The 14,486-nt window shown below is 70.6% G+C and carries 13 protein-coding genes; 7 read left to right on the top strand and 6 right to left on the bottom strand.

The window, feature by feature from the left end; all coding sequences use genetic code 11:
* Positions 1-2: 2 nt before the first annotated feature.
* The 5 genes from ACIBLC_RS16985 to ACIBLC_RS16965 all read right to left on the bottom strand — a co-directional run bounded on the left by ACIBLC_RS16985 (position 3) and on the right by ACIBLC_RS16965 (position 6,052).
* A complete protein-coding gene (locus ACIBLC_RS16985; protein WP_399211724.1) occupies positions 3-1,571 on the bottom strand; it encodes an MFS transporter in 1,569 nt (522 codons plus the stop codon).
* A complete protein-coding gene (locus ACIBLC_RS16980) occupies positions 1,568-2,116 on the bottom strand; it encodes a TetR/AcrR family transcriptional regulator (protein WP_399211723.1) in 549 nt (182 codons plus the stop codon). The genes ACIBLC_RS16985 and ACIBLC_RS16980 overlap by 4 nt, the downstream gene beginning before the upstream one ends.
* A gap of 80 nt (positions 2,117-2,196) precedes the next feature.
* Positions 2,197-3,168, bottom strand: a complete 972-nt coding sequence (locus ACIBLC_RS16975) for an aldo/keto reductase (RefSeq protein ID WP_399211722.1) — start codon at positions 3,166-3,168, stop codon at positions 2,197-2,199.
* 146 nt (positions 3,169-3,314) lie between these two features.
* Positions 3,315-4,748, bottom strand: a complete 1,434-nt coding sequence (argH, locus tag ACIBLC_RS16970) for an argininosuccinate lyase (RefSeq protein WP_399211721.1) — start codon at positions 4,746-4,748, stop codon at positions 3,315-3,317.
* Positions 4,749-4,834: 86 nt separating this feature from the next.
* Complete coding sequence (locus tag ACIBLC_RS16965) at positions 4,835-6,052, bottom strand: argininosuccinate synthase (RefSeq protein WP_399211720.1); 1,218 nt, start codon at positions 6,050-6,052, stop codon at positions 4,835-4,837.
* A 293-nt stretch (positions 6,053-6,345) separates the two neighbouring features.
* On the opposite strand from ACIBLC_RS16965, the gene ACIBLC_RS16960 reads away from it, so the two are divergent.
* From ACIBLC_RS16960 to ACIBLC_RS16930, 7 genes are all read left to right on the top strand, one after another.
* Positions 6,346-7,167 (top strand): hypothetical protein, encoded by an 822-nt coding sequence (locus tag ACIBLC_RS16960; protein WP_399211719.1) that lies wholly within the window; start codon positions 6,346-6,348, stop codon positions 7,165-7,167.
* Between the two features lie 107 nt (positions 7,168-7,274).
* Positions 7,275-7,862, top strand: coding sequence for a pyridoxamine 5'-phosphate oxidase family protein (locus ACIBLC_RS16955; RefSeq protein WP_399211718.1), 588 nt, complete (start codon positions 7,275-7,277; stop codon positions 7,860-7,862).
* Positions 7,863-8,050: 188 nt separating this feature from the next.
* The gene (locus ACIBLC_RS16950; RefSeq protein WP_399211717.1) at positions 8,051-9,829 is read left to right on the top strand and encodes a heme peroxidase family protein; all 1,779 of its coding nucleotides are present in this window, start codon (positions 8,051-8,053) and stop codon (positions 9,827-9,829) included.
* Positions 9,830-9,934: 105 nt separating this feature from the next.
* Positions 9,935-10,636: a L,D-transpeptidase gene (locus ACIBLC_RS16945; protein ID WP_399211716.1), complete on the top strand. Its 702-nt coding sequence runs from the start codon at positions 9,935-9,937 to the stop codon at positions 10,634-10,636.
* Positions 10,637-10,835: 199 nt separating this feature from the next.
* Entirely contained in the window at positions 10,836-12,173 is a 1,338-nt protein-coding gene (locus tag ACIBLC_RS16940) for a ferric reductase-like transmembrane domain-containing protein (protein ID WP_399211819.1), read from the top strand.
* Between the two features lie 19 nt (positions 12,174-12,192).
* Positions 12,193-13,014: an FMN-binding protein gene (locus tag ACIBLC_RS16935; protein ID WP_399211715.1), complete on the top strand. Its 822-nt coding sequence runs from the start codon at positions 12,193-12,195 to the stop codon at positions 13,012-13,014.
* A gap of 43 nt (positions 13,015-13,057) precedes the next feature.
* A complete protein-coding gene (locus ACIBLC_RS16930; protein ID WP_399211818.1) occupies positions 13,058-13,795 on the top strand; it encodes an FAD:protein FMN transferase in 738 nt (245 codons plus the stop codon).
* 153 nt (positions 13,796-13,948) lie between these two features.
* Here ACIBLC_RS16930 and ACIBLC_RS16925 read toward each other — a convergent pair whose 3' ends face one another.
* Positions 13,949-14,485, bottom strand: coding sequence for an arginine repressor (locus tag ACIBLC_RS16925; protein ID WP_387181295.1), 537 nt, complete (start codon positions 14,483-14,485; stop codon positions 13,949-13,951).
* Position 14,486 lies beyond the last annotated feature (1 nt).

Here is a 14,486-nt window from a genome sequence, read left to right as displayed (position 1 = left end):
GCTCAGTGCCTGTACCGGTCTGCCGTTCGACCGGAGGAGGTCACCTCCGCGGCACTCTCCTCCAGCTTCTGCCCCCGCAGCAGGAACCAGGCCGCCACCGCCGTGCCGAGCAGCACCACCGCTCCGATGCCCGCGGCGAGCGTGAGCCCGTCCACGAACGCGGTGCGGGCCGAGTCCATCAGGGCCGCCGCCGTGTCCGCGGGCAGTTCGGCCGCCGACTCGACGGCGCCGCCCAGGGATTCATGGGCCTCGGCCGGTGTGCCGGCGGGTCCGGTGAAGCCCGCGTAGACGCTGGTCACGATCGAGCCGAGGAGGGCGATACCGAGGGCGGCACCGAGTTCGTACGCCGTCTCGGACACCGCGGACGCGGCGCCCGCCTGCTCCTTGGGCACACTGGAGAGGATCACGTCGGCCGTGACGGTGAAGGAGAATCCGGCGCCGACGCCGACGACCAGCAGCGCGCCGCCGAGCAGCGGATAACCGGTGGACTGGCTCAGCAGGGTGAGCGCGGCGAGCGCCAGGCCGACCCCGGCGAGGCCGCCGGAGACCACGGCACGCACCGAGAACCGCCGCGCGACCGTACCGGCGATCAGACCCGCCACCACCGCGCCGATCGCGGCGGGCAGTTCGGCGAGTCCGGCCTCCAACGGGCCCCTGCCCTGCACGAGTTGCAGGTACTGCGAGAGAAAGAAGACCAGCCCGGACAGGCCGAGAATGGTGAACAGGTCGGCGAGCACCGCCCCGGAGAAGCCGCGGTGACGGAACAGCCGCATGTCCAGCAGCGGTGAGGGCAGCGTGAGTTGGCGCCGGACGAACCAGTACAGGGCGCCCGCGCCCAGCAGGGCCGTGGCCAACGGCTGCCAGGAGATCCCCTGCATGGCGGCCTCCTTCACCGCGTACACGACGGCGATCATGCCGACGAAGGAGAGGGCCACACTGGTCAGGTCCCACGGGCCGGGGTTCGGGGTGCGGGACTCCGGCAGCAGCTTGATGCCGACGAGGACGAGAACGGCCATCACGGGCAGGTTGATCAGGAAGACCGAACCCCACCAGAAGTGTTCGAGCAGGAAGCCGCCGACCACGGGGCCGACCGCGGTACCGGCGGAGGCGGTCGCACCCCAGATGCCGACGGCGAGGCTGCGTTCGCGGGGGTCGTGGAAGAGGTTGCGGATCAGGGCGAGCGTCGCGGGCATCAGGGTCGCGCCCGCGACACCGAGCAACGCCCGTGCCGCGATCATCAGTTCGGGCGTCGTCGCGTAGGCGTTGAGCACGGATATCGCGCCGAACGCCGTGGCGCCGATCAGCAGCAGCTTCTTGCGGCCGATGCGGTCACCGAGACTGCCCATGGAGACGAGCAGGCCCGCGATCACGAAGGAGTAGACGTCACCGATCCACAGGAGCTGCGTCCCGGACGGCTTCAGGTCCTCGCTGATGTACGGGGTGGCCAGGCCGAGGACGGTCGCGTCGACGGCCACCAGCAGCACGGCCAGGACGAGGACGCAGAGCGCCAGCCAGCGGCCCGGGCGCTTCTCCACCTCCGCCACGGATGCCGGCCGCAGGGTGCTGGTCATGAATCCTCTCTCCGTAGTGCGCCGCCGAGCAGCAGCTCGACGATCATGTGCGTGAAGTCGTTGGCGGCGACCCGGCCGTCCTGGGCCGCCCAGGCGCAGGAGGCGATCAGCCCGTAGAGCGCCTCGGTGAGCCAGACCGGGCTGAGGTCGATGCGGAACTCGCCGCCTTGCTGGCCGCGGACGAACAGCGCGCCGATCCGGGTGTCGAGCCGCAGCCAGCCGTCGTCCTGGTCGCCTTCCCAGAGCTGGTTCTCTCCGTAGAGGAAGGCAAGGAGCCCGGCGGCGGGCTGGATCTCGGTCACCAGCCTGCGTACGGCCTCACGCGCGGGCCCCTCGTCGAGGCGGGCCGCGTCCAGGGCGGCCTCGCACTCCGCGATGCCGAGCGCTTCGAGGGCCCGCACGAGCGCGTCCCGCCCCGCGAACTGGCGGTGCAGCGTGGCCCGGCTGATCCCGGCCGCCTTGGCGACCTCGTCCATGGTGGCGGTGGATTTCCGGGTGAGCAGGGCGGCTGCGCTGCGCAGCACGTGTTCACGGTCGACGGCCATGAGACAACCATAAACCACATGAGACATCTCTGTCTCATCAGAAACATGTGCGTCTCACCAACGGTGACTCGGAGAGGTTCTCAGTGCCAGGGCAGCTGCCCGCGTCGCTCCCAGTAGACCGCCGGCTCCTCCGCCAGCGCGTCGAGGCGGGCAAGCTGGTCCTCGTCGAGGTCGAAGACCGCCGCGTGCAGGTTCGAGGCGAGCTGGTTGACGGTGGCCGCGCCGGAGAGGACGACGGTGGTCCAGGGCTGCCGCAGGACGAGCGCGAGGGCGATCGCGTCGGCGCCGAGCCCGGTCTCCCCGGCGATGTCCCGCACCGCGCCCGGCGCGTGCCCGGCGGCGAGGCGTCCGTTGGCCATGCCCTCCTTGACGATCACGGCGAGTCCGGCGTCGCGGGCCTCGGCGAGCGCGGGCCCGGCCGAGGTCTCCAGCGCGTTGTACGTGGCCTGGACGGTACGGAAGAGCGGCTCGCCGTCGACCGTGACGGCCAGCGCGGCGCGGATCGCGTCGGACTGGGCGGGCCCGCTGGTGGAGAAGCCGACCGAGAGCCCCTGGGCGGCCGCGTCGGCCAGCCTGGCGTGCAGTTCCTTGTCGGTGAGGGCCGGACTGTCCGGGGTCACCGAGTGGATCTGGTAGAGGTCGAGCCTGTCGCCGAGCAGCTCGGCACTCTCGGCGCGCTGCTTCTCGTACGTGCCGACGCCGTGGTCCTTGACCTCGTGCGCCTCGGCGTCGATCCGCCAGCCCGCCGTGTAGGTGTAGCCCCACTTGCTGCCGATCACGACGTCGTCGATGTCGGGCCGGCCGTGCAGCCAGTCGGCGAGGAACTCCTCGGCGCGGCCGTAGGAGCGTGCCACGTCGAAGTAGCGCACGCCCTGGGCGTGGGCGGCGTCGAGGAGTTCGTGGGTGCGGGTGCGCAGCGTGTCGACGCCGCGGTTCTCTCCGAGGTCGTCGTCCCGGCCGAGGTTGATGTAGCCGGGGCGGCCCACGGCGGCCAGGCCCAGCCCGATGTGGGCAGTGGGCGTGGTGGCTGCGGCGAGGCGGGCGAAGGGCATCGCGGGCTCCGTTCGGTCGGCTCCGACCAACGTAACCCGCGATGCCCTTTGGCTTCGCCTGAGAGCTCGGTTCGTACCGTGCTTCGGCGGGTGCGGGATCGCTGTGGCCTGTCGCGCAGTTCCCCGCGCCCCTGAAGGGCGTTGCCCTACCGCTTCTTCTTGGCCGTGGCCCACTCGTGCTGGGCCGCCACGTCCTGCTTCACCTCTGCCAGTTGGATCGCGACCGCGCTCGGGGCCGTACCGCCTCGACCGTCGCGGGACGCGAGCGCGCCGTGCACGTTGAGGACGGTCCGGACCTCCGGCGTCAGATGCGCCGAGATCTTCGCGAACTGCTCGTCGGTGAGGCCGTCCAGCTCGACGCCGTCGGCCTCGGCGGCCTTCACGCACTCGCCCGCGACCTCGTGCGCGACGCGGAACGGAACGCCCTGCTTGACCAGCCACTCGGCGATGTCGGTGGCGAGTGAGAAGCCGGCCGGGGCCAGCTCCTCCATGCGCTCACGGTTGACGGTCAGGGTCGCCATCATGCCGGTGAAGGCGGGGAGCAGGACCTCGAGCTGGTCGCAGGAGTCGAAGACCGGCTCCTTGTCCTCCTGGAGGTCGCGGTTGTACGCGAGCGGGAGGGCCTTGAGGGTCGCCATCAGCCCGGTCAGGTTGCCGATGAGGCGGCCGCTCTTGCCGCGCGCCAGCTCCGCGATGTCCGGGTTCTTCTTCTGCGGCATGATCGAGGAGCCCGTGGAGAACGCGTCGTGGAGGGTGACGAAGGAGAACTCCTTCGTGTTCCAGATGATGATCTCCTCGGCGATCCGGGAGAGGTTCACCCCGATCATCGCGGTGATGAAGGCGAACTCGGCGACGAAGTCGCGGGAGGCCGTGCCGTCGATGGAGTTGCCCACGCTGCCGTGCTCGAAGCCCAGGTCCTTCGCCACCGCCTCCGGGTCGAGGCCGAGCGAGGAACCGGCCAGGGCTCCCGAGCCGTACGGGGAGACCGCGGTGCGCTCGTCCCACTGGCGCAGCCGCTCGGCGTCCCGGGAGAGGGACTGGGCGTGCGCGAGGACGTGGTGCGCGAACAGCACCGGCTGGGCGTGCTGGAGGTGCGTACGGCCGGGCATCGCCACGTCGGGGTGGGCCTCGGCCAGGCCGACCAGGGCGTCCTGCAGGTCGGCGATCAGACCGCCGATCACGCGGGCGTGGTCGCGCAGGTACATCCGGAAGAGGGTCGCGACCTGGTCGTTGCGGGAGCGGCCCGCGCGGAGCTTGCCCCCGAGGTCGACGCCGAGGCGCTCCAGCAGGCCGCGTTCCAGGGCCGTATGGACGTCCTCGTCGGCGACGGTGCCCACGAAGGAGCCGTCCGCGACATCGGCTTCGAGCCGGTCGAGGCCCGCGGTCATGCGGGTGAGCTCGTCCTCGGTGAGCAGGCCCGCCTTGTGCAGCACCCGGGCGTGGGCACGCGATCCGGCGATGTCGTACGGCGCGAGGCGCCAGTCGAAGTGGACCGACGCGGACAGCTTGGCCAGGGCCTCGGCGGGACCGTCGGCGAAACGTCCGCCCCAGAGCCGTACGTCACCGCTGTTGCTGCTCACTTGCGTTGCTCCTCAAAGCTGTTGATGTGCCACCGCCTCCCCACCGAAGGGCGAGAAGGCGGTCATCAGGCTAGTACGGACGAGCCCTACGTCAGGTCCGCGTCGGGCTGTACCGGCGATTGACGCCGCGCCGCGATCTTCGACGACAGGCTGTAGATGTCGATGAAACCCTTGGCCGCGGCCTGGTCGAAGGTGTCACCCGTGTCGTACGTCGCCAGGCCGAAGTCGTAGAGCGAGGTCTCGGAGCGCCGGCCGGTGACGACGGCGCGGCCACCGTGCAGGGTCATCCGGATGTCGCCGTTGACGTGCTGGTTCGCCTCGTCGATGAAGCCGTCCAGGGCGCGCTTGAGCGGGGAGAACCACTGGCCGTCGTAGACCAGTTCGCCCCAGCGCTGCTCCACCTGCCGCTTGTAGCGGGCGAGTTCGCGCTCGACGGTGACGTTCTCCAGCTCCTGGTGGGCGGTGATCAGGGCGATCGCGCCCGGAGCCTCGTACACCTCACGGGACTTGATGCCCACGAGACGGTCCTCGACCATGTCGATACGGCCGATGCCCTGGGCCCCGGCGCGCTCGTTGAGCTGCTGGATGGCCTGGAGGACGCTGACGGGCCTGCCGTCGATCGCGACCGGAACGCCCTCCTTGAAGGAGATGACGACCTCGTCGGACCCACGCGGCTCCGCCGGGTTCGAGGTGTACTCGTAGACGTCCTCGATCGGCGCGTTCCAGATGTCCTCCAGGAAGCCCGTCTCGACGGCCCGCCCGAAGACGTTCTGGTCGATGGAGTACGGGGACTTCTTGGAGGTGGCGATGGGGAGCTGCTTCTGCTCGCAGAACGCGATCGCCTTGTCGCGGGTCATCGCGTAGTCGCGGACCGGGGCGATGCAGTCGAGGTCCGGGGCGAGGGCGACGATGCCGGCCTCGAAGCGCACCTGGTCGTTGCCCTTGCCGGTGCAGCCGTGCGCGACCGTGGTGGCGCCGTGCTTGTGCGCGGCGGCGACGAGGTGCTTGACGATCGCCGGCCGGGAGAGGGCGGAGACCAGCGGATAGCGGTCCATGTAGAGGGCGTTGGCCTTGATCGCCGGGAGGCAGTACTCCTCGGCGAACTCGTCCTTGGCGTCCGCGACCTCGGCCTCGACCGCGCCGCAGGCGAGCGCGCGCTTGCGGATGACGTCCAGGTCCTCGCCGCCCTGGCCGACGTCCACGGCGACCGCGATGACCTCGGCGCCCGTCTCCTCGGCGATCCAGCCGATGGCGACGGAGGTGTCCAGGCCGCCCGAGTAGGCGAGTACGACGCGCTCGGTCACGGGTTTCTCCTCACACTGCATCCGCTGTCATGCATGAGTATGCAGAACTCTGCATGATTCGTCAATACGGGGCCCCTTTTTGATGCGCTCATGCCCGAACTTCCGTGACGCGTCCACGCGTGAGCTTCCGCGGCGCGTCCACGTCCGAACTTCTTCGAGCACGCTTTGAACACGGGAAACCGCTTACCCGTACCTCTCCCCGAGCGCAGGCGCCGCGTTCGTACGCCGAGAGACACACCGCCCGGACTACCGCCGGGCGGCTCCCCACCCCCTGACCCGAGTGAGGCATCCGCATGTCCAGGGCTCTTCCGAAGTACCACAAGCGCCGCATCGCCCTGATCGGTGGCGCCTCCGCGGTGGTGTTGTCCGGAGCGATCATCGCCGGCTCGGCACTGGCCGGCGAGACCTCCAGAAGCGGCGGCCAGAACGCCACGACGAAGGCCGCCCCCGGCACGGTGAACTGCCCGGCCGTCGCGCCGAGCCTGCCCGCGATCCCCGCCTCCGCCCAGGCCGAGGTCGACCGCAATCTCACGCTTCTGAACACCCAGATCGCGGAGGCGAACAAGCGGCTGGTCGACACGGTCGGACAGGGCGGGCCCAACTTCGTCCAGAACGCGATCCTCGGCCCCCTCAAGGACAAGCGCGTCGCGACCATCAACCGCATAGCCACGGCGATCGGCCGCACCGCCGCCAAGCCGGTGGGCCTGGACTCGCTCGCGCCGTGCGCGCTGAACGCGGCAGGCGGGGGCGCGGCCGCGACGCCCAGCACCCCGGCGAGCGCACCGGCCACCTCGGCCGCACCCGTGCCCGCGGCCGGCGCCGCCGGCACGATCACCTGCCCGGACGTCGCGTCGAGCCTGCCCGCGATCCCCGCCTCCGCCCAGGCCGAGGTCGACCGGAACCTCACGCTGCTGAACACCCAGATCTCCGAGGCGAACACCCGGCTGGTGAACACCGTCGGCCAGGGTGGCGCCAACTTCGTCCAGAACGCGATCCTCGGCCCGCTGGCCGACAAGCGGACGTCCACCATCGACCGCATCGCCATCGCTATCGGCCGCACGTCGGCCAAGCCGCAGGGCCTCGGGTCCCTGGCGACCTGCGCCCTCAACAAGTGACGAACACCGGATGACGGATCCGTGGCCGCCCCACACATCGGCCGGGGCGGCCACGGACCGCATTATTCCTTAGACAAAGTAAGGAACTTGGTCAATAATCGTTAGCCATGGGAAAGACTTATGAGCGCATAGACGGTCGGCTTCGTACGTTCATCGAGGCGCAGCCCCTCTTCTTCACCGCGACAGCTCCCCTCTCCGCGGCCGGCACGGTCAACCTCTCGCCCAAGGGACTCACCGGCTCCTTCGCGGTGCTGGACGAACTGACCGTGGCCTACCTGGACTTCGCGGGAAGCAACGCCGAGACGATCGCCCATCTTCGGGAGAACGGCCGGATCACCCTGATGTGGTGCGCCTTCCAGGGGCCGCCGAACATCGTCCGGGTGCACGGCCGCGGTGAGCCCGTCTTCCGGGACGACCCGCGCTTCGGGGAACTGCTCGCCCGCTTCCCGGACATCGACCCGGCCTCGCACGGCCTGCGCGCGATCGTCGTCGTGACGGCCGAGCACATCCGCGACACCTGCGGCTACGCGGTGCCCTACATGTCGTACGACGAGGACCGCGACCTGCACGCCAGGCGCTTCGCGCGCGAGGACGACGCCTCCCTCAGCACGTACTTCGAGAAGAAGGACCACATCGCGGCGAGCATCGACGGCCTGCCCGGGCTGCCCCTGCCGCTGCCTCCCACCCCAGCCTGAGCCCGCACATCTCGGGAACCTTGCGCCACTCTGTGACGTGATGTCGGAGTACTGACATTTTGCGGATCTTCTTGTCATAAAAGGCTGTTGGGCTATTTGACGGAATTCTCCCTTCCGCCGCCCGGAGCCCTTACGCTCGGCACAGACCGCCCGCTGGGTGGGAAACACCAGGAACAAATGGGGGATCCATGTTCCGAGCCGCACGCGAACCGCAGAGCAAACGCCATATCCGCAACTCCTACTACGTCGTCGGCGAAGGGATCTTCAACGATCCGGGGGTGGGCACCGAAGACCCGGTCGAGCCCTCGACGCCGTCGACCCTCGCCGCACTGCGCAGGTTCCGCTTCTCCCGTCTGGGCCCCGAGCCCGGGACCACGGTGACAGGTAGGCCGCTGCGCGAGGCGCTCGCCGAGGCGATGACACCCGCTGGGGAGACTCCGGACTCCTCCCACCCCGCCGTTCCGGCGGGATTCACCTACCTGGGCCAGTTCGTCGACCACGACCTGACGCTCGACGCCACCGCCCGGGACCTGGAGCAGGACGTCACCGTCGACGAACTCGTCCAGGGCCGCTCGCCCGCCCTGGACCTCGACAGCCTGTACGGCCGCGGGCCGCGGAAGCCGCAGGACCGGAAGTTCTACGGACCCGACGGAGTCCGGCTGCGCACCGGCCGGACCATTTCGTCGGGAGGCCCCGGGGACGGCGTCAACGACGTACCCCAGCGGGAACTGGACGGGTTCGACCTGCCCAGGGCCGGCATCGGCTCCTCGATCGGGGAGCGGCGGGCCGCCCTGATCCCCGACCCCCGCAACGACGAGAACCTCGCCGTCGCCCAGATCCACTGCGCCTTCATCCGCTTCCACAACAAGGTGGTCGGCGACCTGGCCGCGCGGGGGACGGACAGCGCGGCGCTCTTCGACACCGCGCGCGAGCTGGTCGTCAAGCACTACCAGTGGATGCTGCGCACGGACTACCTGACCCGGATCGTCGACGACCGGATCGTGGACGACGTCTTCCACCACGGCCGCAGGTACCTCGACGTGGCCCCGAAGATCGAGTACGGGGACGACGCCGGCGCCCAGGACGACACTTACCGGGCCCTTCGGCCCGGTGACACCCCCACCATGCCCATCGAGTTCTCGGTGGCGGCCTTCCGGCTGGGCCACAGCATGGTCCGCGAGGAGTACGAGTGGAACCGCGTGTTCAACAGCGGTCAGGCCCCCGGCACGCTCGCTCGTGCGACGCTCCGGCTGATCTTCGTCTTCTCCGCGACCAGCGGTAACTTCCAGCCCTTCCCCGTCGACGACGACAACCCGGACGCGGGCAGGTCGGAGCGTCTGCCGACCAACTGGATCGCCGATCTCCCCCGGCTCTTCGACTTCAGCGAGACCGGCCGCAAGGAGCTCACGAGGCCCGCGGACCAGTTCAACCTGGCCAAGCGGATCGACACCGTGCTGGTGGACGTGCTCAAGCACCTCCCGCTGGGGTCGTTCGGCGCCCGGGGATCGACCGTCCCGGACATCGAGCGGAATCTCGCTTTCCGGAATCTCACCCGCGCCAACATGCTCAAACTGGCGACCGGCCAGGAGATGGCGGAGTTCCTCAAGCTGGAGGAGGAGGACCGGCTCACACCGGAGGAGATCGAACACGGCAGCGGCGGCGCCTCGCTGGCCGGACTGAGCCCCGAGGACCTGGAGTTCGTCAGGACGAAGACGCCCCTGTGGTTCTACATCCTCAGGGAGGCCGAGGTCAGGGGCGACGGGCGGCTGACCGGGGTCGGCGGCCGCATCGTCGCCGAGGTCTTCCACCGGGCCATGGAGGGCAGTCGGCACTCCATCGTCCGCGACCCCGAATGGCGTCCCACCCTCGCCGTGGACCAGATCACCTTCCGGATGAGCGATCTGCTGCTCTACGCGTTCGAGGGCAACCCCGACCTGCTGAACCCGCTGGGTGTCCAGCCGAGTTAGGAACACCGGCGGCACCGGCGACGGACCCGGTGCACACCCGGCGGACGACGCCTGGACGGCCCACCCGGGCTGCCCCGGCCGCCGCCTCCGCGTAGCGTCCGGTCCATGCGTCGTCCCGGTGCCGCCGTGCTCCTCGTGTCCGTGTCCCTCCTCGCCCTGGGTCTGTCCCCGGGCGGTCCGCCTCCCCTGCCGGAACGGATGGCGGACACCGGCGGCGGCACCCAGCTCATCACCGCGCGGGCCGCCCGCACGTCCTCGACGACGGGGACCGTCACCTGGTGGGACCGGCGCGACGGACACTGGGTGAAGGCCGGTTCCTCGACCGCGCGCTTCGGCGCCAACGGACTGACCGAGGGCGGCTCCCGCAGACAGGGGACGAACACGACACCCACCGGGCTGTACGGCCTTCCGTACGCGTTCGGGATCGAGGCAGCGCCCGCCGGGACCAGGACCCCGTACCGGCGGGTCCGCCAGAACTCCTGGTGGTGCCAGGACAACGACTCCCGCGCCTACAACCGGTGGACCGAGCCCCGCGCCGCCGACTGCCGCGCCGCGGAGTCCGAGCACCTGATCTCGTACAGCACGCAGTACGCGTACGGCCTCGTCATCGGGTTCAACTACCAGCGGCCGGTGCGCGGGCGCGGTGCGGGCATCTTCCTGCACGTCAACGGGCGGGCGGCGACCGCCGGTTGTGTGTCCGTGCCGCGGGAGGCGATGCGGCGGATCCTGACGTGGGCCGATCCGGCACGCGCTCCGCACATCGCGATCGGCACGGCGGGCGGGGCGACCGCGCTCACCCGGTACTGAGCGTCGTCGGGGACCCGGGCGGCGGTCGGTTACCGCCGGTCCCACCAGTTCACACAGGACTCGGCAGGCGTTGAACACACCGCGGTCGCGCCACGTACCTCTGGACCAAGGGGGACTCTCCCCTTGCCCCGTCCCCACGGACGACCACGGAGGAACCGTGTCCACGATCGCCGGTGGCCGCGCCGCGCGGCGCCAGACCATGCGCCGTATCCGCCCTCGCCGCAACCCCGCCGTCCCCCTGCTGCTCGCCGTCTGGGCGGGCGCGGCCGGCGTCATCTGGCTGTGGTGGAGCAACACGCCGTCCATCGCGGACCACACCAGCAGGATGGTCAACGCGGGCCGGATCACCGGTCTGTTGGCCGGGTATCTGATGGCGCTCGTGGTGCTCCAGATGGCCAGGGTGCCCGCGCTGGAGCGCCGGGTGGGCTCCGACCGGGTGTCCCGCTGGCACGCGATGAGCGGCCGCTACACGCTCTGTCTGGTCATCGCGCACATCGTCCTGACGATGTACGGCTACGCGCTCCAGTCCGGCCGGGGATTCGCCGACATCGTGCAGCAGTTCATCGACTCGGTGAACCAGCTCCCCGACATGGGCAAGGCCGCGATCGGCGCCGGACTGCTGCTCCTCATCGGTCTGCTCTCCATCGGCCCGGTGCGCCGCAGGATGCCGTACGACACCTGGTACCACATCCACCTGCTCACCTACGCCGCCGTGTACCTGTCGTTCTGGCACCAGCTCACCACCGGCAACGACTTCGCGGTCCAGCCGGCCGCGACGACCGCCTGGTACGCGCTGTACGGCACGGTGACCGCGCTGGTGCTCTGGTACCGGGTGTTCGTGCCGGTCCGGCTGAACATGCGGCACCGGATGCGGGTCGAGGCGGTCGTCGAGGAGGCCCCGGGGATCGTGTCGGTGCTGATCAGCGGGCGGAAGCTGCACCGGATGGGTGCCGAGGCCGGACAGTTCTTCCGCTGGCGTTTCCTCGCGCCGGGAATGCGCCTCAGCTCCCACCCGTACTCGCTGTCGGCGTCGCCCCGGCCCAACATGCTGCGCATCACCGTGAAGGCGATCGGCGACCACAGCTCCGCGCTGCGCGAGCTGGAGCCCGGCACCCGGGTCTGGGCCGAGGGCCCGTACGGCGCGCTGACGGCGGCCAAGCGCAGCCGCGGAAAGGTTCTGCTGGTGGCAGGCGGCGTCGGCATCACCCCGATGCGCGCGCTGTTCGAGACGCTGCCCGGCGCGTCCGGTGACCTGACCCTGCTCTACCGGGCGAACAGCACCCAGGACCTGGCCCTGTGGGACGAGTTGGCGGTCATCTCCAAGGAGCGCGGGGCCCGGCTGATGTACGCGGTGAACAGCCCCGACGGGGAGCGCCCGGACATCTCCGCGGACAGCCTGCGCCGGAAACTGCCGGACATCGAGAGCCATGACGTCTTCATGTGCGGGCCGCCCGGCTTCGCGCAGCAGGTGTACGAAGCACTGCGCGGCGCGGGAGTACCCGCCCGCCGCATCCATCACGAGTCGTTCGAGATGTGAGCGACGGGAGTCAGGAGCGATGAAGAAGAGCCACCCTCTCAGGCGTGTCATGCTCGCAACCGCCGCAACCGTGTCCGGGATCGTCCTGCTGCTCTCGCTGAAGCCGGGGTCCGATCCGGCCTCCGCCTCGGCGCAGGGCGGAGCGGTCCAGCCGCCGGCGGCGGGGCAGGAGTCGCCGCAGGGCGGCAGCTCTGACAAGTCGTCCCAGGCCCGTACGGTCACCGGAAGCGTGGCCGACACCCAGTACGGGCCCGTCCAGGTCCGTCTCACCCTCAGCGGCGACAAGGTCACCAAGGCCGAGGCCGTCCAGGCGCCCAGCGGCGGCCAGAGCACCACGGTCACCGCGGACGCCGTACCGAAACTCAACCAGGCCGCCGTCGCCGCGGGCACGGCCGACATCGACGCCGTCTCCGGAGCGACCTACACCAGCGCCGGATACAAGAAGTCCCTCCAGTCGGCGCTCGACCAGGCCGCCGACAGCGCACCGGCACAGCAGCCGTCCGCCGCGGCGTCCAAGGCACCCGCGCCGTCCAGGACAGCCGCGTCGCCCGCGGCCCCCGACCCGGACGGCAAGACGGTCGACGGCGACGTCGTCAAGACCCAGTACGGGCCCGTCCAGGTCCGCCTCACCCTGAACGGCACCTCGATCATCAAGGCCGAGGCCATCCAGGCACCCAGCGGCGGACGCAGCACGGAGGTGACCGGCAATGCAGTACCCCAGCTCAACCTGGCGGCAGCAGCCACCCAGAGCGCCGACATCGACGCGGTCTCCGGAGCGACCTACACCAGCGCCGGATACAAGAAGTCCCTCCAGTCCGCCCTGGACAAGGCCGGTGCCTGACCCGGCGGAGGCCCCGCCCACCCTGCGCCACGTCGAGGAGGTGATGGGCACCGTCTTCTCGTTCGACGTGCGCGGCGGCGAACCAGCGGCCGTCCAGAGCGCGTTGCGGGAAGCCGTCGTCCAACTCCGCCGGGTGGACGAGGTGTTCAGCACCTACCGGGAGCACAGCCAGATCTCGCGGCTCGCGGACGGCGAGCTGACGGTGGACGAGTGCGATCCGGAGGTCGCCGAGGTACTCGGCCTGTGCGCCGAGGCGGAGCGGCTGAGCGACGGCTGGTTCAGCACGAGGTACGAGGGCCGGCTGGACCCGACGGGTCTGGTGAAGGGCTGGTCGACCGAGCGGGCGGCCCGGCTCCTCGCCGCGGCCGGGGCCAGCGGCGTCAGCGTGAACGGCGGCGGCGACGTCCAGCTGTACGGCGTCCCCGGACCGCACCGGCCGTGGCGGGTCGGCGTGGCGGATCCACTCCGCCCGGGCTCCCTGGCGGCCGTGGTCTCCGCGGCCGGCGCCGACGAACTGGCCGTGGCCACCTCCGGCACCGCCGAGCGCGGCACGCACATCGTCGACCCCCGCACCGGCAAGTCCGCGGTCACCGACCTGGTCGCCGTGACGGTGGTGGGCCCCAGCCTGACCTGGGCGGACGCCTGGGCGACGGCGGCATTCGCGATGGGTTCCCGGCAGGCGCTGGACTGGCTGGAGTCGCTCCCCGACGTGGAGGCCCTGCTCATCACGGCGGGGAACGAGGTCAGATGCACGGGCGGGCTCGCGCAACGGCTCGGGTGAGCCCCTCCCCCAGGCTCGCGCAAAGGCTCGGGTGAGCACTCCCGCAAGGGCACGGAACCACCACCCCGGCACGCGGCGGGGGTCTGGGGGTCTCCGGAAACCCGCGGCGGCGCACCCCCGGAGACCCAGGGCGCGCCCCCACCTCCGTACAGCTCAGTGCGTGTTCTGGGCCAACCGCAGCAGGTGATCGGCAAGCGCCTGGCCGCCCGTGGGATCCCGGCTGATCAGCAGCAGCGTGTCGTCCCCGGCGATCGTCCCGAGAATGTCGTGCAGCTCGGCCTGGTCGATCGCCGAGGCGAGGAACTGCGCGGCCCCCGGTGGGGTACGCAGCACCACGAGGTTCGCCGAGACCTCCGCGGAGATCAGCAGCTCCGCGGACAGCCGCCGCATCCGCTCCTCCTTCGCCGACTCCCCCAGCGGCACGCGCGGCGTACGGAAGCCGCCCTCGCTCGGTACCGCGTAGATGAGGTCGCCGTCGTTGTTGCGGATCTTCACCGCGTTCAGCTCATCCAGGTCCCGGGAGAGCGTCGCCTGAGTGACGATCAGCCCGTCGTCGGCGAGCAGCTTCGCCAACTGGCTCTGCGAGCGCACCGGTTGCCGGTTGAGGATGTCCACGATCCGGCGATGGCGTGCGGTGCGGGTCTGCGGTACAGCGGGTCCCGCGTGCTCGTGGTCCTGCGCCTGACTCATC

It is taken from the genome of Streptomyces sp. NPDC050535, from assembly GCF_044457665.1.
Taxonomy (GTDB): Bacteria; Actinomycetota; Actinomycetes; order Streptomycetales; family Streptomycetaceae; genus Streptomyces.
This window is presented reverse-complemented; position numbering and strand designations above follow the sequence as displayed.